Source organism: Luethyella okanaganae (assembly GCF_042660285.1).
In the GTDB taxonomy this organism is placed as follows: Bacteria; Actinomycetota; Actinomycetes; order Actinomycetales; family Microbacteriaceae; genus Luethyella; species Luethyella okanaganae.
On record NZ_JBHSTP010000002.1, the window covers coordinates 12885 to 28614 of the forward strand.

Below are 15730 nucleotides of genomic sequence, written 5' to 3' on the forward strand. Positions count from 1 at the left end.
GCGGGTACGGATCGGACGAAGTTCCCTCATTGGTTAGCTTAGGCTAACCTTATTATTAGTCGCCTCGTCGATCCGCCAGCTCGCTCGCACCTGAGGAGATCAGATCCATGTCCCGTTCCGTCCGCGTCAAAACGAGCAAGCCGAGCGACCCGCGGGTGCTCCGGCTCGAGGTTCTGCGCAGCGAACGCGTGAGTCCGAGCTTTCAACGTGTGACGGTCGGCGGCGACGGTCTGCGGCACTTCGCGCCGATGGGCTACGACCAGTGGTTCCGCATGTTCCTGCCTCGGGCCGGGCAGGCCGACTATCGGCTCCCGACGAGGACATCGGCGCTCTGGTATGCGCAATGGCTCGCGACCCCGTCCGACAAGCGGCCCGACTGCCGCAACTACACGGTGCGCGCCATCCGCCCCGAGGCAGGCGAACTCGATATCGACTTCGTGCTGCACACCCCACCGGGCGAATGGCACGTCACGGGTGTCGCAGCCTCATGGGCCCTCGCAGCGCAGCCTGGGGCGCCGCTCGGCCTCCTCGACCAGGGCACGATGTACTCGCCGCACGCATCCGCCGACGGCAGCATGATCGTGGCCGACGAGACGGGCCTGCCCGCCGTCGAGGGCATTCTGCGAACCTTGCCGCGCGACACCGGCGGCGATGCGGTCGTCGAGATCCCGGATGCCGCCGACCGTCGCGATCTCGGCGAGCCGACGGGCTTCACCGTGCACTGGGTCGTGCGCGCCGACCACCACGACCCGGGCGCGACGCCAGGAGCCGCGACGCTCGAGTACATCAGGGGACTGCCGATACCCTCGCCCCAGCGCTACGTCTTCGCGATCGGCGAGTCATCGCTCGTGACGGGGGTGCGCCGCCATCTGGTCGCGGCGCACGTGCCGAAGGAGCACATCCATTTCAGCGGCTACTGGCGCGCCGGACACTGACCGCGGCCACGCCGGCCCGGCACCCGGCACCCGGCACCCCGACCACCCGGCACCCCTGCCACCCGCGCGCCCGACCACCCGGCACCCCGACCGTCCGGCACCCACGGTCGATCCGAAGCCTTCCATCACCGAACTACCGAGCTACCCGGCGCGCGAGAACTCAGAGGCCGCGGCGACGAGTTCCCGGCTCGGGCGCACGCCCGTGTAGAGCACGAACTGCTCCTCGGCCTGGATGGCGATCACCTCGCCACCGGTCACGACAGGCTTGCCTGCAGCGCGCGCCGCACGCACGAGCGGGGTCTCGACGGGCATCGCCACGACATCCCACACCGTGGATGCGGCGGCGATCGCGGGGGTGGGGAACGCGAGCCCACCGGCGTCCGCCCCGCCTGCCATGCCGATCGGAGTGACGTTGACGAGAAGATCAGCGGTGGATTCGCCGAGTTCCCGCTGCCAGGCGTAGCCGTGTCGTGCGGCGAGCGCCCTGCCGGCCGACTCATTGCGGGCGATGATTGTGCCCGCGACGAAGCCGGAATCGTGCAGTGCCGCCGTCACCGCTTTGGCCATGCCACCGCTGCCGCGCACGATCACGCTGCCGCGCGCGATCCCATGGCGCTCCACGAGGCGCACGATCGCGAGATAGTCGGTGTTGTAGGCGCGGAGGAAACCATCGTCGTTGACGATCGTATTGACCGACTCGATGACGGCGGCCGAGGGATCCAGCTCGTCAACGAGAGGGATCACGGCCTCCTTGAACGGCATCGAGACGGCGCAGCCCCGGATGCCGAGGCCGCGAACGCCCGCGATCGCCGAGGCGAGGTCTGTTGTGGTGAACGCCTTATAGACGTAGGCGAGGCCGAGCGCGTCGTAGAGGTAATTGTGAAAGCGCGTTCCGATGTTGCTCGGTCGCCCTGAGAGCGAGATGCACAGGGTCATGTCCTTGTCGAGGATCGGCACGGCACTACTCTAGGCGGTCGCGGCGCAGACCGATGCCGCGAGCCGCCCCGGTGTGAGGGCGGTCGCGGCATTCGGATGCCGGCGCCTCCTCAGCCCTCGCCGAAGCGACCACGTGCCTCCACAGGGATGAGCGGCCTGTCCGCACGGGCGCGGATTTGCTGCACCGCCCAGGTATTGCCCTCCGGATCGGCGAACCCGAAGAGGGTTCCGCCGTCCCGTTCGTCGAACACCGTGATCTCGCCCACCTCGACGCCACGCTCGAGCAGTTCCGCACGTGCGGCCGCGGCGTCGGCGACGACAAGCTGAAGGCCACGCATCGATCCCGGCGCCATCTCACTCTGCGAGGGCAGATCCCCCACGACGATGGAGCATCCGGAGCCACGCGGTGTGAGCTGCGCGACCCGCATGTACTCGTTCGTGGTGTCGTGATCGAGTTCGAATCCGACCTTGTCGCGATAGAACTCGATCGCGCCGTCGATGTCACTCACGGGGAGCACGACGACTTCGAGAGTCCAATCCATTGTCCCGTCCCCTCCCCTCCGTGCTGCGATCGCCCGCCGCTAGAGAGCGGCGAGCACTCCGTCGAGACGTTCGTAGCCCTCGGTGAGACCGACCTCCATGTTGCTCGAGATCATGCCGTCGCGGGCTTCCAGGCTCGGATACACGGCATGGGCACGCACCCGGGAGCGACCGTCTTCGAGGTCTTCGAAGGTCGCCGACTCGATCGAGACGACATCCGGAAAGCCTTCGAACTCGAAGGTCTGGATGATGAACTCGTTCGGCCGGGCCACGTGGAACACGCCGTTGAAGGCGTAGGACTCACCTGCTGGGTTGGTGTGCACGTAGCGGTAGCCGCCGCCCGTGCGCACGTCGTAGCGCTCGATCTCCACGTCGTAGCCGTTGGGACCGAGCCACTGCTTCACGAGCTCGGGCTCGACGTGAGCGCGGTAGACGGCGGCCACCGGGGCATCGAACTCGCGCTCGATGTCGATGAACGGCACGCCCTCCGGGGCCGTGATGGTGACGGGGTTGGTTGCGTTGGTCATTTCTCTTCCTCCTTGTTGGTGTTCGGTGCGATCGTGCTCAGCAGGGCGTCGAGACGCCGGAACCGCTGCTCGTGAATCAACCGGTACTTGTCGATCCAGGCGGTGAGCGATTCGAGTGCCGCGGCATCCAGGTGCACTGGCCGGCGTTGCGCGTCGCGCGTGCGCGTGACGAGCCCCGCCTGCTCGAGCACCTGGATGTGCTTCGACACCGCCTGTTTGCTGATGTCGAAGGGTTCCGCGAGCTCATTGACCGTCGCCGGGCCTCGGCTGAGACGGGCGATGATCCCGCGCCGCACCGGGTCGGCCAGCGCCATGAAGGCACGGCCGAGCCGGTTCTCTGCCTCCGGGTCGACAATCATTATCAATCTTTCACTTGATCAATTATTTGATTGATTAAGAGCATACGTCGAGGGATGCCGCAGGTCAAGGCTTTGCTCCGAACAGCGGTCTTCCCTGACTCGGCATCGCAGATTCTCTGCACGGCGGCAACCATCAGGTCGAGGCGGGCCGAATCCAGCGGCTTGCCAGTAGCTTCGACCGCGCTCACGGTATTGTCCGCGCAGACCTCTACCCCAAAGTCGTCGGCGATCGCAACGCCAGTGCGTGCAAGCGCGGCACCGCCAACCAGCAGAAGGGCCAGAAGTCGCGACTCCGTGCACACTGCACCGTTGTCACCGGGATCGGCTCGTCCTACCCTTACCTTGACCTCGATGTCACGTCGACGGCCGCCAACGTGAACGCGAACTGGTAGATCGAATAGTCGAAGAGGAGAACCAACCATGAACCCGCTGCTGCAGCTTTTCGGCGTGCTGATCCTGTCGGTCCCAACCGTCTTGTCCGTCGTAGTGCTCGTCGTCCTCGTTCGCGGCATGCGCGGACTTCAGAACGAACTCGGCGCGCTGCGCACAGAGATCAGCCGGGACCGTGGCGAGAACAACAACCAGGTGTCGTAGCATCTGGCCCTGGACTCGCGCGACACCGCGAGCATCGGGAGGGATCCGGTCAAACTGGCCGAGTCCCAACGGGCTGCCTCGGCGACGTTGAGGCAGCCCGTTTCGGCCCTGCTGTTGGGCTCGTGCGTCCCGGCGCTACGCGCGCCAGCTGTTCCCTGAGGACCCTTCGAGGTTTGTCAAGCCGGGCTGGGTGTGGCGTCGGTGTCAGGCGAGGGAAACAGCGAGTCGAGCTTGTAGAACCCGGTCGGCTTGCCGTCGCTGTCGAACGCGATGCCGCTGTGCTCATGGGAGCCGTTCGCGTGAGCCATCGTAGCGAGGACGAGCGCCTGGCGCTCACTGTCGATTCCACTCAGCTCGTACAGGTTCACGACCAAGCCGTCCAGCAGCGACACCACGATTCCTTCAAGATCGCAGGCCAGAGACGCACACCTGAGGCTGTCGGAGCATCGCTGGCCGGGCCGGTCGCAGAGTTCCTGCGCGGGGCGTGGTTCCTGCGTAGGGTGTGACGGCCGCGGCTTGGGCTAGGCAGGCGAGACGACGAGGGCGCAGTCGCCCGTCCTCGCCGTGTGCTATCGCGAGCCTTCGAGCGAGACGACGAGGGCCTCCGCCATCAGCTCGACCGTTCGCATCACTGCGACCCGCCGTCGCTCGACGCGCCCCGTTGTCTTGCCCGCCATGAGGCCGTCGAGCTCGGGGAGCACCGCCCACGCGTCGCACAGGCAGATGATCGTGAGCAGCAGGTCGGCGGCATCCTCGCGGGAGATCCCGGGAAGCACCTCGAGAGCGCGATCGACCTTGCTCGCACAGCGGTCGGCACGGTCAGCTCGATCGATCACGTACTCACCACGCTCAAGACCCTCCCAGAAGAGAAGGCGCGGCAAAGAGTCGTCCGCCCGATGATGCTCGAAGAGGCGCCCGGCATAGTCGGCCATCGCCTTCGGACCATAACCCTCGATCGGCACCTCATCCATCACGTGTTTGAGCTGTGTGGAGATCACCGTGTCGAAGAGTTCGTCTTTCTTGCCGAAGTATTGGTAGATGCGCTCCTTGTTCACGCCCGCTTGGGCGGCGATCCGGTCCACCCGGGCACCCGCGAGCCCGCGAGCGCTGAATTCGACGGCCGCGGCCTCCAGGAGGAGGCGTCTGGTGCGTTCGGTATCCCAGGCCATGAGTCCAGTGTAATCGACTCCAACCGAATAGTTGCGAACTCGCGGACGAGACGCTATCCTGAACTCATTCATAAGCAACTAATTAGTTGGAGATATCATGACCTTCCCGAACCCCGAGACCGCGACGGCTCACGTCATCACCCCCACGCACACCGGGTCCAGCGAGGATGCTCCGACCGGGCCCGCTATTCCGGCGCCGACCCCGACCCCGTCACCACCGACAGCCCTCGGCACCCCGACGACACACCCGACACCCTCGGTGCACGTGCGCGCGGCGATCACCTGGCTCGCCATCTTCCCGCTCGTCGCCGTCGGGATGACGCTGCTCGGCCCCGTGACCGACACCTGGCATCCCGTGCTACGCGCGCTCGTGCTCACGCTCATCGTGGTCCCGATCGCGGTCTACCTCGTGGTGCCGCGGCTCTTCGCTGGCTACGGTGAGATCACACGGCGGCGGATGGCACGGCGCATGCGAGCTTGATCCTCTCCCTTTCCGGCACCCCTCCTCCCACCGCCGTCGAACCGGCAGCAGATGCCGCAATAGACGACGGATAAGGGCCACTACTGCCGGTTCGCGCGCGGGTACGGGTTTGTCCGTTTAACGGGGGAACTTAACCGGGGGAACGGGAGTCGGATTACGAGAGCGGCGACCCTACGACCGGATCGTCAGTTCGCGTGATCGCGCACGAGCCGCGCGAGGTCCTTCTGCAACTGCCGGATCCGTTTGGCGCGCGAACGCTCATCGTCATCGAGCACGACGGGCGTTGCGATCCGATCGAGCGCCGCCTCGATCTCGGCCGCGATCTCCCCCCAGGCGTCCTCACGGGCGCGTTCGACGAATCGGTCCACATAGGCGTCATCGCCACGCAGCCGCCACAGCCGCTCGGCGACATCAGCGAACATCCGTTCCCGCCGGCGGAGGTTCTCGGCGTCGTCAGCCCGGTAGTCGTGGTGGTCCCGGGCGATACCCGCGCGCAGCTCCGCGGTCGCACGCTGTCCCGCTATGCGGGTCGCCGACTCGTCCGACTCCTGCATGAGCTCGTAGAGCACGGCTCGCGCGGCTTCGGCATAGCGGGCCGCATCGTACGGCCCGGGCTCAGTGAGCGTTCCGACCAGGATCTGGTTCTTGATCGCCATCCGGCCGGCGAACTCCGCAAGCATGACCCCCTCGTCGGCAGCCTCGTCGAGGCTGGCCGTCGCTGGCTCAGGCAGCGCCGAATAGTCAAAGGGCGTGAATGCTCTGCGTCTTCGACGAAACCACATCGCCCACCGCCTCTACAACGACTCGTTCTCTACTGACGCTACCGTGCGCGAGCGTCTCAATGCTGGAGATAGACGATGAACGGATGTCGCCGTGCCGATGTCGTTTCCGAGGGTTATCGTCGAAACAGGCGTGTGGGAGCGCCGGGATCGGAGGTACCGTGTTCCTGCTCGACGGAGTGGTCGTCACGAGCGCGAGCGACCTCACGAGCGCCTCGAAGTGCGAGTTCGCCTTCCTGCGCAAGCTCGACGCCAAACTCGGGCGCATCGAAGCGGTCCCCGATGCCGTTGACGCGATACTCGAACGCGCCGCCCGTCTCGGCGATCGCCACGAGGAGCGAGTGCTGGGTGACTATCGCGACCGATTCGGCAACGGCGTTGCCGAGATCGCTCGTCCACCACGCCTGACCGCCGAAACGCTCGAGTACGCTGTCGACGCGACGATACAGGCCTTCGCCGAAGGCGCCGACGTGGTCTTTCAGGCCACCTTCTTCGACGGGTCCTTCCTCGGCTTCGCCGACTTCATCGTGCGACAACCCGGCGGCTGCTATCTCGTGCAGGACACGAAACTCGCGCGCCGGGCTCGCGTGACAGCGCTGCTGCAACTCGCCGCCTACGTCGATCAGCTCGCCAGGGCCGGGATACCGCATGCGCCGACCGTGCAGTTGCTGCTCGGTGACGGCATCGTGAGCGAGCACCGCGTCGACGACATCATGCCCGTGTACCGCAAACGGCGGCACCGCCTGCTGCGGATCGTGGCCGAGCGTCTCGCCGACGACGACGCGGTGGCGTGGGGGGATCCGCGCTACACCGTCTGCGGGCATTGCGAAACGTGCGCAGCCGAGGTCGAGGCGCACCGCGATGTGCTGCTCGTCGCGGGTCTGCGGGTGCTGCAGCGCGAACGTCTGCATACCGCGGGCATCATCACGATCGACGAGCTCGCCGAGGGCACGAGCGATGTAGACGGTATCGGGCCATCGACGCTGGCCGCACTCCGCTCGCAGGCTCGGCTGCAGCTCGCGGCATCCGGCGACGCCCCACCGCCGTTCGAGTTCCACCACCCCGGCGTGCTCGGGGCCCTCCCACGGCCGAACCCCGGCGACGTGTTCTTCGACTTCGAGGGCGACCCGCTCTATACGGAGGGCACCGCCGATCGGTGGGGTCTCGACTACCTGTTCGGCCTCGTCGAGGCCGACGGCGCCTTCCGCGCCTGGTGGGCGCACGACTTCGCCGAGGAGCGCAAGGCTCTCGAGGGGTTCCTCGACTACATCGCCGAGCGTCGACGCAGGCATCCCGACATGCACATCTACCACTACGCGAGCTATGAGCGCGCCCATCTGCTCTCGCTGGCGGCGCGGCACGGTGTAGGAGAGGACGCCGTCGACAGGCTGCTGCGCGACCATGCACTCGTCGACCTCTACCCCGTCGTTCGCAAGGCCCTCCGCGTCGGCAGTCGCTCCTATTCGATCAAGAAGCTCGAACCGCTCTACATGCGGGGCGGGCGCAGCGGCGAGGTCACGACAGCGGGCGATTCGATCACGGAGTACGTCGAGGCGCGGGCGCTCGCCGCATCGGGTGACACCGCAGGCGGGCAGCGGATGCTCGACTCGATCGCAGCCTACAACGAGTACGATTGCCGGTCGACGCGCGCCCTGCGCGACTGGCTGCTCGCACAAGCGAAGAGTCACGGCATCCGCGCAGGCGTGCACGAACCCGATGCCGATGCCCGCGCCGAGTTGGAACCCTCGCCTCTCGCTCTGGCTCTGCTCGCCCGATCCGGCGATGCCCTGCACGAACGGAACCACGACCAGACGGCCACCGCGCTGGCCGCAGCCGCGATCGACTACCACCGTCGAGAGCAGAAGAGCTTCTGGTGGGGTCACTTCGCGCGCCTTGTCGATCCGATCGAGGAGTGGGCTGACACCCGCGACGTGTTGCGCGTCACACGGAGCAGGCTCGTGCGCGACTGGCATCGTGAAGACGGCCAGCGCTCGGAGCGTCGCCACCTGCTGCTCGAAGGAGTTTGGGCGCCTGGCAGCGGCCTACCCGCGGCGGACCGGACGGGACCGTTCCTGCTCTACGAGTTCCCGGGTCCGTTCGTGGATCCGCTGGCGGACCCCGGCGCACGTTCGGCGCGAGCGGTGCGCGTGCTCGAGGTCACGGACGAGGGCGATGTGCTCGTGGAGGAGACGCTCGGCAAGCATGTCGCGCGCTACGCCCACGAACCCACCGCCCTCGCACCGGCGGCTCCGCCTCTTCCCGGCCAGCAGAAGCCGGCGATCGAATGGTGGGCGCGAGCGATCGTCGACGTGAACGGAGGCTGGCCGCGCGACCCCGTCGTCGACATCCTGCGTCGGATGCCTCCACGCACGCGTAGCGGAGAACTCGCGTCGATGGTCGACGAACGCTACGACACCGCGGTCGTCGCGAGCCTGCTCGACCTCGATGCCTCTTACCTCGCGGTGCAGGGGCCACCCGGAACCGGCAAGACCTACCTGGCCTCCCACGTGATCACGCGACTCGTGCGCGACCACGGCTGGAAGGTCGGGGTCGTCGCGCAGTCCCACGCCGTCGTAGAGAACGTGCTACGGGCCGTCGCCGCCGCCGGACTCGATCCCGGGCTCGTCGGCAAGGTTCCGAAGGCCGGAGAGCCGCTGGCGGGCAAGCCGGTCGCGAACGCTCCGTACACCCTGCTCCCCAAAGACGGTCAGCTGCTGTTCGCCGCCGAACACGCGGCGTCCGGCTTCGTCGTCGGTGGCACCGCCTGGGACTTCAGCAACCCCGCGCGGGTTCCACGACGTTCCCTCGACCTGCTCGTCGTCGACGAGGCCGGGCAGTTCTCGCTCGCGTCCACGATCGCCGCGAGCGTCTCCGCACGCAGGCTGCTGCTCCTCGGCGACCCGCAACAGCTCCCACAGGTGAGCCAGGGCACGCATCCCGAGCCGATCGACACCTCGGCACTCGGCTGGATCGCTGATGGGCACGAGGTGCTTCCGCACGATCTCGGATACTTCCTGGCCGAGAGCCGACGGATGCATCCGGCCGTGGCCGCGCCCGTTTCGCGTTTGTCCTACGAGGGCGAGCTACGGTCGCATCCGGATGCGGGGGAGCGGCTTCTGGGCGGGGTCGAGCCGGGGTTGCACACGGTGCAGGTTCAGCACCAGGGCAACGCGACCGCCTCCTCCGAAGAGGCCGAGGCGGTGGTCGGTCTCGTGCGAACGGCGCTCGGGCGGCCGTGGCGAGCGGCGGCGGGTGCGGCGTCTGTGCCCCTCTCCCAGGGTGACGTGATCGTGGTGACGCCGTATAACGCGCAACTCCTGCTCGTACGGGAGGCGCTTGACGCCGCGGGCTTCGCGGAGGTTCCGGTGGGCACCGTCGACAGATTCCAAGGCCAGGAGGCGGTGGTCGCGATCATCACACTCGCAGCGTCGTCGGCCGCTGACGTGCCGCGCGGCATGGAGTTCCTCATCATGAAGAACCGGCTCAACGTCGCCGTCTCGCGAGCACAGTGGGCCGCCTACCTCGTGCATTCGCCGGCGCTCACCGAATACCTGCCGCCGACGCCACGCGGAGTGGCGGAGTTGAGTGCCTTCATCCGTCTCGTCGAAGGCGGGGATGGGAAGTCACACGGTCGCGAGGAGGACGGATGACCGGCGCATCCGTCACGCACCGATGGCCCGAGCGCGACACACTGTCCAGTGACTCATGCACCGATGGCCCGAGGAACGAGCGGCCGGAGCCTTCGCACCGCGGGCACCACCATCTGCGGTGCGAAGGCTCCGGCCGCTCACCCGAGGAACAGCGAGACGACGAACAGCACAGGGACGCATCCGATGGTCGTGATGAAAACCGTGTCGCGAGCCACGATCTCCGCGACCCCGTAGCGCTGTGAATAGTTGAAGACGTTCTGCGCGGTCGGCAGCGTCGCGAGCACCGTGACCACATAGAGAGCGTGCGACTCGAGCCCGAAGACGAAGGCGCCCAGCGCCCATGCCGCAAGCGGCATGAACACGAGTTTCAGAGTCGAGGCGGTCAGGATGTCGCGGCGCCCGCTCCCTGGGCGCAATAGCCGTTGACCGGAGAGCGACATCCCGAAGCTGATGAGCATGATCGGCACAGCCGCGTGCCCGATGAGCTCTATCGGGTCGAGCACGATAGCCGGCAGGCTGAGACCGCTCAACGCTACGAGGAGGCCTGCGAGCGAGCCGATGATGATCGGGTTGCGAAACGTCTGGGCGAGGATACGCGGCATCGAGGTCGAGCCGTTCACGCGTGCATCGAGAATCGCGAGGGCGATCGGGGTGAAGACCAGCAGTTGCACAAGCACGATCGGCGCCGCGAACGCCGCGTCGCCGAGCATGTAGAGCGCGATCGGGATGCCCATGTTGTTGCCGTTGACATAGCCGGAAGCGAGAGAGCCGATCACGGTCTCGGCGAGACGCCGGCGCCACACGAGGAGGGCGATCGCCGAGAAGATCGCGAACATCGCGATGGCGGCGAACGCCGACACAGGAAGCAGCGCCGAGAACAGCGTGCGAACGTCGGCCGTGGCGAGAACGCTGAACAGCAGGAACGGCGAGAGCACGAAGAACACGAGGCGGCTGAGCACGGCGCGAGCATGCGGGCCGAGCACGTTCGTCCGTCCGACGAGGTAGCCCACGACGATGGCAACACCGATGACGGCGAAGCCGGTGAGCACTCCCGTCATGGTCCCACCGGATCGGCGATGGGCAGCACAGGGTTCACCCGTCCGAGCGTAGTGCAGGCCGGCCACGGCACCGACTCGTGGAGGCGGGCGCTCTACTTCGGCAGGCTCAGCACCAGTACTTCGGCAGGCTCAGCACGAGCATGTCGGCAGGCCCGGCCGTGGCTTTCCCACTCCTCGGGCCGGGTGGCAGCGGCGATCTAGGCAGCGACGCCGAGCGTGGAACCTGGTCGCCGCGCGCGACCGAAGAGCGCGTCCTCCGCGACGACCGCGTCCCGTTCGACGCGTGCGCCGTCGACGACACGTGAACGCGCGCCGATGCTGGCTCGTGCCCCGATCACCGCGCCTCGGCCGACCACGGCGCCATGACCCACACGAGCGCCCGCCCCGATCTCGGCGGCCTCCGCGACGATCGCGTCATGCTCGATCCAGGCGCCTGCTGCCACGATGACGAGCTTGCCGATCTCGGCCCCGGGGTCGACGTAGGCGCCGCTCCCAATGAAGGCAGAGGCATCGGCGTGAGCCATGGCTGCGACCAGGCCCCGCCCGTTGGCATGACGGCGGTAGCGCAGCACGACACCGTGCTCGTCTTCGATGTCGACGTAGTTGGTGCTCATGGCCCGCTCCTCTCGTGTTGCTGCCGAACGGACTCCGAGCGCACGGATTCCGACGAACATCGATACAACGCGACCACCGTGTGTCGTATTCCTCGATCGTGCCGTCAGTCCGCGATCTGTTGTGGCGATCCGTTCCGGGAGTGCTCCCGCGCCTATCAGCCGGATCGTGGCACCGCGGCAAGGACCTCCTGGACTGCGTCCGGCTTCGCACTCCACAGATGCCGACGGCTCATCTCGGCGAACGCTCCATGTCGAACGCTCAGGTGCGGAAAGCGGCACACTGGAGCTATGAAGGCATTGCAGCCCGACTATGCGGGATCGTTCACCGACGCCGACGCCTACTCGGCGCTCGACACGAGCCTCTGGCTTCCGATCTCGCTCGGAACACTCATGATGAGTCGGCCTCGGCCCGGCGAACGCGTGTTCGATGCCTGCTGCGGCAGCGGCGCATCCGCAGTGCCGACAGCCATGCTCGTCGGACCGCGCGGACGCGTCGACGGGGTCGACCTCTCCGCGCCGCTCCTCGCCCTGGCCCACTCTCGAGCGCTTGAGCTGCCTCAATTGCATCTCTCGGTCGGCGACGTTCTCGACTGGCCCGGCCGCGACTACGACCTCGTGCAGTGCGTGCTAGGGATCCTGTTCCTGCCCGATCTCACCCGTGGTGCGGAGACGCTCATCGCCAAGGCGATGCCCGGTGGCCGGATCGCCTTCACGATCTGGCGGCAAGGAGCGATCAGCCCCGTCGGCGATGCCCTCGTCGAGGCGCTGCGCCCGCATCGCCCTGAGATGACCGAATATCGCCGGCCGCTCGAGCGACCACTCATCGAGACGATCGGAGATGCCGACAACTTCGAGGACTGGCTGAGGGGACTCGGACTCACCTCTGTGAGCGTCGGAGTGCATGAGAGGCGCCTCGAGCTCACTCCGAGAACCGCCTGGGCATGGGCACGCGGCACGGCGTTCCGAGCGATGTTCGGCGAACTCGAAGGCCCGGTGCTCGAGGAGGTACGTGCCTCGTACCTCGCCGGGCTGGCCGCGCGGGGCGCGCAAGACATCGACGTGACGACCCTCGTCGGAACAGGGGTCCGCTCCGGCTGACGCCGTTTCCCCGGCTTTCGCCGGCTCCGCCTCGGGGCTGAGCGATCCTGCTAGAAGCAAACGCTGAACTCTGCACAGCCGAACAAGCCACCGCAGGGGAGGACTTCACACGAGCGGGAGGCCCTCTTTTGCGATTGCGGCCTCCGTCTCGCCCGAAGGCCTCCCCTGCGGTGGCCCAAACGGGAGGACCGGTGAGACGTCTACGCGGTTGCGAGGTCCGAGATGAGCTGGTCTCCGGGGTACGCGGGAACGTATTCGGCGGTGATCTCAGCGCGGTCGAGCAGCTCAGACATGCGACGCTGACGCTGCTTCGGGATGAGCGTGACGACGGTGCCTTGCTTTCCGGCGCGGCCAGTGCGGCCGGAACGGTGCAGATAGGTCTTGTACTCGTCCGGCGCGTCGGCCTGGATCACGAGGTCGATGTCGTCGACGTGGATGCCGCGAGCGGCGACGTCCGTTGCGACGAGCACGTTGACCCGGCCCGAGGTGAGCTGCTGGAGGTTGCGCGTCCTGCGGGATTGGTTGAGGTCGCCGTGCAGCGATACGGCGGGGATGCCGGCGTCGTCGAGCTGGTCGGCGAGCTGCTCGGCGAAGGCACGCGTGCGGGCGAAGATCAGCGTCTTGCCCTCGCGGTCGACAAGCTGCTCGATGATGGCGCCCTTGTCGCGGTGCTCGATGACGAGCACACGGTGGTCGATCGTCGATGATGCCTGGTCTTCACCGGCGACCTCGTGCACAGCCGGGTCCACGAGGAACTCGGCGACGAGCGCGGCGACGCCCTTGTCGAGAGTGGCAGAGAAGAGGAGCTTCTGGCCGCCGTCAGCGGTGCGGCGAAGGATTCGCTGCACCGGCTCGAGGAAGCCCAGGTCGCACATGTGGTCGGCCTCGTCGAGGACGGTGATGGCGACCTCGCTGAGATCGAGCCGACGCTGTTCGATGAGGTCTTCGATGCGGCCGGGGGTTCCGACCACGATGTCGACGCCGCGTTGCAGCGCGCCGACCTGACGGTGCTGGGGGACCCCACCGTAGATCTGGGTGGTGAAGAGGCCGACCGAGCGCGCGATGGGCTGCACGGTGCGGTCGATCTGCAGGGCGAGCTCACGCGTCGGGGCGAGGATGAGCGCACGGGGTTTGCGGCCCATCTGACGCTTCTTGCCTCCACCGTTCTCCATGAGCCTCTCGACGACCGGGGCGCCGAAGGCGATGGTCTTTCCTGAGCCCGTCTTGCCGCGACCGAGAACGTCCTTGCCTGCGAGCACATCGGGAATGGTCGCGGCCTGGATCGGGAAGGGGGCGAGGGCCCCGAGTTCGGCGAGCGCCGCAGAGATGTTGCCGCCGAGCCCGAGGTCGGCGAAGGTCACACCTTCGACGTCGGATGCCTGGATCGCTTCAGCCTCGAGGCGCTCCAGCACCACGTCGTCCTGCGGCGTGAAGCGGGACTTCTCGTCGCGGTTCGGATAGAACGCGGAGTCACGACGGTCGCTCCGCTGACCACGCTGACCGAAATCACGGCCCGGGCGGTCGAAGCCGTCGCGACGCAGTGGGCGCTCATCGTCGTTGCGACGTTGGCGGGCGGCGCCATGCACGGGACGGTGGCCACGGTCGTCGCCGTAGGCCGGACGCTCGGAACGCTGCGGCCGGTCACCGTACGGACGGTCACCACGCTGCGGCCGGTCGCCGTACGACGGACGCTCGGAACGCTGCGGGCGGTCGCCGTACACCGGGCGGTCACCACGTGGAGCACGATCACCATAGGAGGGTCGATCGCCACGAGCGCCGACGTCGCGACGCGGGCGGTCGTCGTAGACGGGACGCTCACCGCGCTGGGCACGGCCATCATAAGCCGGACGCTCGGAACGCTGCGGGCGGTCACCGTACACCGGACGGTCACCACGTGGAGCACGATCACCATATGAGGGTCGATCGCCACGAGCGCCGACGTCGCGACGCGGGCGGTCGTCGTAGACGGGACGCTCACCGCGCTGGGCACGGCCGTCATAAGCCGGACGCTCGCCGCGGGCCGGACGCTCGGAACGGTCCTGACGCTCGCTGTACGCCGGACGCTCGAAACGGCCAGCGGTGCCGGACGCTGAACGAGTGGCACGCTCATCCGCGTTCCAGCGCTGCTTCTTGGGCGCGCCCTCATCGGCGCGGAATCCACGGTGCCCGGGGCTGCGCGAGCCGGCCTTGGGGCCGCCCTTGCTTCCGCCCTTGGCATAGGAAGGATCGAAGTTCTTGGCCGGACGATCACCGGCGGGCTTCTTGTTCTTGGGCATAGACATTTTTCCTGGGTTGTTCTCGAGTACATGGCAGAACAGCGCTACGCTTGCGCGTATCGCAACTGAGAACCCGGGCAGTCTTCGACCGGGGCCGTTCACATACAGTGATCATTCGCCAGCAGAATTGCTGCGAAACCGGCCCACCAGACTTACAAACCCATCCGCGTTCATTCGCGGTGCCTAGAGCCGACTCCGCTACATTACCGGATGAATCCTGAGAAGTCACGGACAATCTTGCGATCGCGTGCCCGGGCGCTTTCACCGCTCGCGACAGGGATCGAAAGACCGGGATTGAAACAAGCGCGCACGATGGCCACGACCGGTGGGCGGATCTCCACAGAGTCGTTCACGGCGATCCGATGCAGGGTGAGGCCCTCACTTCTGCGGCTCCGCATGCCCGCCCTGCTGCTGTTCGGTGCTGCTGTTCGGTGCTGCGTCGATGATGCGGATGAGGTCTCCGCGCACGGTGCAGCAGATGCAGCCGTTGTTCATCTCGAAGATTTCTTCGTCGGCATTAACGATCAGATCGTCGACCTCACCGAATTCGTTGACGATGACGGCGTATTTCTTGCCGTGGTTCTCGGTCAGAATTCGGTTGAGGAGCGTAGTTTTCCCGGCGCCGAGGTAGCCGGTAGGATGGTGACAGGCGTTTGGGGTAGGGATTCCTGCATATCGCGACTTCTCATTTCGTGGTTAGAGTCGCATCATCCG

At 67.0% G+C, this 15730-nt stretch carries 17 protein-coding genes; 5 read left to right on the forward strand and 12 right to left on the reverse strand.

Annotated elements, in window-relative coordinates; genetic code table 11:
- The first annotated feature begins 107 nt into the window (after positions 1 to 107).
- Positions 108 to 935, forward strand: a complete 828-nt coding sequence (locus tag ACFQB0_RS07725) for a siderophore-interacting protein (RefSeq protein WP_386729788.1) — start codon at positions 108 to 110, stop codon at positions 933 to 935.
- A gap of 141 nt (positions 936 to 1076) precedes the next feature.
- Here the strand turns inward: ACFQB0_RS07725 and ACFQB0_RS07730 are convergent, their stop codons facing one another.
- The 5 genes from ACFQB0_RS07730 to ACFQB0_RS07750 all read right to left on the reverse strand — a co-directional run bounded on the left by ACFQB0_RS07730 (position 1077) and on the right by ACFQB0_RS07750 (position 3719).
- Positions 1077 to 1892 (reverse strand): shikimate 5-dehydrogenase, encoded by an 816-nt coding sequence (locus tag ACFQB0_RS07730; protein ID WP_386729791.1) that lies wholly within the window; start codon positions 1890 to 1892, stop codon positions 1077 to 1079.
- Positions 1893 to 1981: 89 nt separating this feature from the next.
- Positions 1982 to 2413 carry a VOC family protein gene (locus ACFQB0_RS07735; RefSeq protein ID WP_386729793.1) on the reverse strand — a complete coding sequence of 144 codons (432 nt, stop codon included), beginning with the start codon at positions 2411 to 2413 and terminating at the stop codon, positions 1982 to 1984.
- Positions 2414 to 2452: 39 nt separating this feature from the next.
- On the reverse strand, positions 2453 to 2938 hold the full coding sequence (locus ACFQB0_RS07740) for an SRPBCC family protein (RefSeq protein ID WP_386729796.1): 486 nt from the start codon (positions 2936 to 2938) through the stop codon (positions 2453 to 2455).
- Positions 2935 to 3297, reverse strand: coding sequence for an ArsR/SmtB family transcription factor (locus ACFQB0_RS07745; RefSeq protein ID WP_386729799.1), 363 nt, complete (start codon positions 3295 to 3297; stop codon positions 2935 to 2937). The genes ACFQB0_RS07740 and ACFQB0_RS07745 overlap by 4 nt, the downstream gene beginning before the upstream one ends.
- A 2-nt stretch (positions 3298 to 3299) precedes the next feature.
- Complete coding sequence (locus tag ACFQB0_RS07750) at positions 3300 to 3719, reverse strand: hypothetical protein (protein WP_386729802.1); 420 nt, start codon at positions 3717 to 3719, stop codon at positions 3300 to 3302.
- Here ACFQB0_RS07750 and ACFQB0_RS07755 point away from each other — a divergent pair.
- Positions 3718 to 3891 (forward strand): hypothetical protein, encoded by a 174-nt coding sequence (locus tag ACFQB0_RS07755; protein ID WP_386729805.1) that lies wholly within the window; start codon positions 3718 to 3720, stop codon positions 3889 to 3891. The genes ACFQB0_RS07750 and ACFQB0_RS07755 overlap by 2 nt on opposite strands.
- A gap of 176 nt (positions 3892 to 4067) precedes the next feature.
- On the opposite strand, the gene ACFQB0_RS07760 is transcribed toward ACFQB0_RS07755, so the two are convergent.
- Entirely contained in the window at positions 4068 to 4286 is a 219-nt protein-coding gene (locus ACFQB0_RS07760; RefSeq protein WP_386729808.1) for a hypothetical protein, read from the reverse strand.
- Between the two features lie 174 nt (positions 4287 to 4460).
- Positions 4461 to 5060, reverse strand: a complete 600-nt coding sequence (locus tag ACFQB0_RS07765) for a TetR/AcrR family transcriptional regulator (protein WP_386729810.1) — start codon at positions 5058 to 5060, stop codon at positions 4461 to 4463.
- A gap of 97 nt (positions 5061 to 5157) precedes the next feature.
- Here ACFQB0_RS07765 and ACFQB0_RS07770 point away from each other — a divergent pair, with 97 nt between their 5' ends.
- The gene (locus ACFQB0_RS07770; RefSeq protein WP_386729812.1) at positions 5158 to 5541 is read left to right on the forward strand and encodes a hypothetical protein; all 384 of its coding nucleotides are present in this window, start codon (positions 5158 to 5160) and stop codon (positions 5539 to 5541) included.
- A 185-nt stretch (positions 5542 to 5726) separates the two neighbouring features.
- Here the strand turns inward: ACFQB0_RS07770 and ACFQB0_RS07775 are convergent, their stop codons facing one another.
- Positions 5727 to 6323, reverse strand: coding sequence for a hypothetical protein (locus tag ACFQB0_RS07775; protein WP_386729814.1), 597 nt, complete (start codon positions 6321 to 6323; stop codon positions 5727 to 5729).
- Positions 6324 to 6481: 158 nt separating this feature from the next.
- Here ACFQB0_RS07775 and ACFQB0_RS07780 point away from each other — a divergent pair, with 158 nt between their 5' ends.
- Positions 6482 to 9970, forward strand: coding sequence for a TM0106 family RecB-like putative nuclease (locus ACFQB0_RS07780; protein WP_386729816.1), 3489 nt, complete (start codon positions 6482 to 6484; stop codon positions 9968 to 9970).
- Positions 9971 to 10107: 137 nt separating this feature from the next.
- On the opposite strand, the gene ACFQB0_RS07785 is transcribed toward ACFQB0_RS07780, so the two are convergent.
- Both ACFQB0_RS07785 and ACFQB0_RS07790 read right to left on the reverse strand, forming a co-directional pair.
- Positions 10108 to 11028, reverse strand: coding sequence for an AEC family transporter (locus ACFQB0_RS07785; RefSeq protein ID WP_386729819.1), 921 nt, complete (start codon positions 11026 to 11028; stop codon positions 10108 to 10110).
- A gap of 197 nt (positions 11029 to 11225) precedes the next feature.
- A complete protein-coding gene (locus ACFQB0_RS07790) occupies positions 11226 to 11642 on the reverse strand; it encodes a DapH/DapD/GlmU-related protein (protein ID WP_386729821.1) in 417 nt (138 codons plus the stop codon).
- Positions 11643 to 11930: 288 nt separating this feature from the next.
- Between ACFQB0_RS07790 and ACFQB0_RS07795 the strand changes: the two genes are divergently transcribed.
- Positions 11931 to 12740: a methyltransferase domain-containing protein gene (locus ACFQB0_RS07795; protein WP_386729822.1), complete on the forward strand. Its 810-nt coding sequence runs from the start codon at positions 11931 to 11933 to the stop codon at positions 12738 to 12740.
- Positions 12741 to 12940: 200 nt separating this feature from the next.
- Here the strand turns inward: ACFQB0_RS07795 and ACFQB0_RS07800 are convergent, their stop codons facing one another.
- A complete protein-coding gene (locus ACFQB0_RS07800) occupies positions 12941 to 15016 on the reverse strand; it encodes a DEAD/DEAH box helicase (RefSeq protein WP_386729825.1) in 2076 nt (691 codons plus the stop codon).
- Between the two features lie 378 nt (positions 15017 to 15394).
- The gene (locus ACFQB0_RS07805) at positions 15395 to 15682 is read right to left on the reverse strand and encodes a CobW family GTP-binding protein (protein ID WP_386731494.1); all 288 of its coding nucleotides are present in this window, start codon (positions 15680 to 15682) and stop codon (positions 15395 to 15397) included.
- Between the last annotated feature and the right edge of the window lie 48 nt (positions 15683 to 15730).

What these genes read in the sequence shown, in the direction of transcription:
- ACFQB0_RS07755 (WP_386729805.1), top strand. Translation starts at nt 3,718, where the DNA reads ATGAACCCGCTGCTGCAGCTTTTCGGCGTGCTGATCCTGTCGGTCCCA.
- ACFQB0_RS07770 (WP_386729812.1), top strand. Translation starts at nt 5,158, where the DNA reads ATGACCTTCCCGAACCCCGAGACCGCGACGGCTCACGTCATCACCCCC.
- ACFQB0_RS07750 (WP_386729802.1), bottom strand. Translation starts at nt 3,719, where the DNA reads ATGGTTGGTTCTCCTCTTCGACTATTCGATCTACCAGTTCGCGTTCAC.
- ACFQB0_RS07735 (WP_386729793.1), bottom strand. Translation starts at nt 2,413, where the DNA reads ATGGATTGGACTCTCGAAGTCGTCGTGCTCCCCGTGAGTGACATCGAC.
- ACFQB0_RS07800 (WP_386729825.1), bottom strand. Translation starts at nt 15,016, where the DNA reads ATGCCCAAGAACAAGAAGCCCGCCGGTGATCGTCCGGCCAAGAACTTC.
- ACFQB0_RS07775 (WP_386729814.1), bottom strand. Translation starts at nt 6,323, where the DNA reads ATGTGGTTTCGTCGAAGACGCAGAGCATTCACGCCCTTTGACTATTCG.
- ACFQB0_RS07795 (WP_386729822.1), top strand. Translation starts at nt 11,931, where the DNA reads ATGAAGGCATTGCAGCCCGACTATGCGGGATCGTTCACCGACGCCGAC.
- ACFQB0_RS07790 (WP_386729821.1), bottom strand. Translation starts at nt 11,642, where the DNA reads ATGAGCACCAACTACGTCGACATCGAAGACGAGCACGGTGTCGTGCTG.
- ACFQB0_RS07740 (WP_386729796.1), bottom strand. Translation starts at nt 2,938, where the DNA reads ATGACCAACGCAACCAACCCCGTCACCATCACGGCCCCGGAGGGCGTG.
- ACFQB0_RS07765 (WP_386729810.1), bottom strand. Translation starts at nt 5,060, where the DNA reads ATGGCCTGGGATACCGAACGCACCAGACGCCTCCTCCTGGAGGCCGCG.
- ACFQB0_RS07745 (WP_386729799.1), bottom strand. Translation starts at nt 3,297, where the DNA reads ATGATTGTCGACCCGGAGGCAGAGAACCGGCTCGGCCGTGCCTTCATG.
- ACFQB0_RS07725 (WP_386729788.1), top strand. Translation starts at nt 108, where the DNA reads ATGTCCCGTTCCGTCCGCGTCAAAACGAGCAAGCCGAGCGACCCGCGG.
- ACFQB0_RS07785 (WP_386729819.1), bottom strand. Translation starts at nt 11,028, where the DNA reads ATGACGGGAGTGCTCACCGGCTTCGCCGTCATCGGTGTTGCCATCGTC.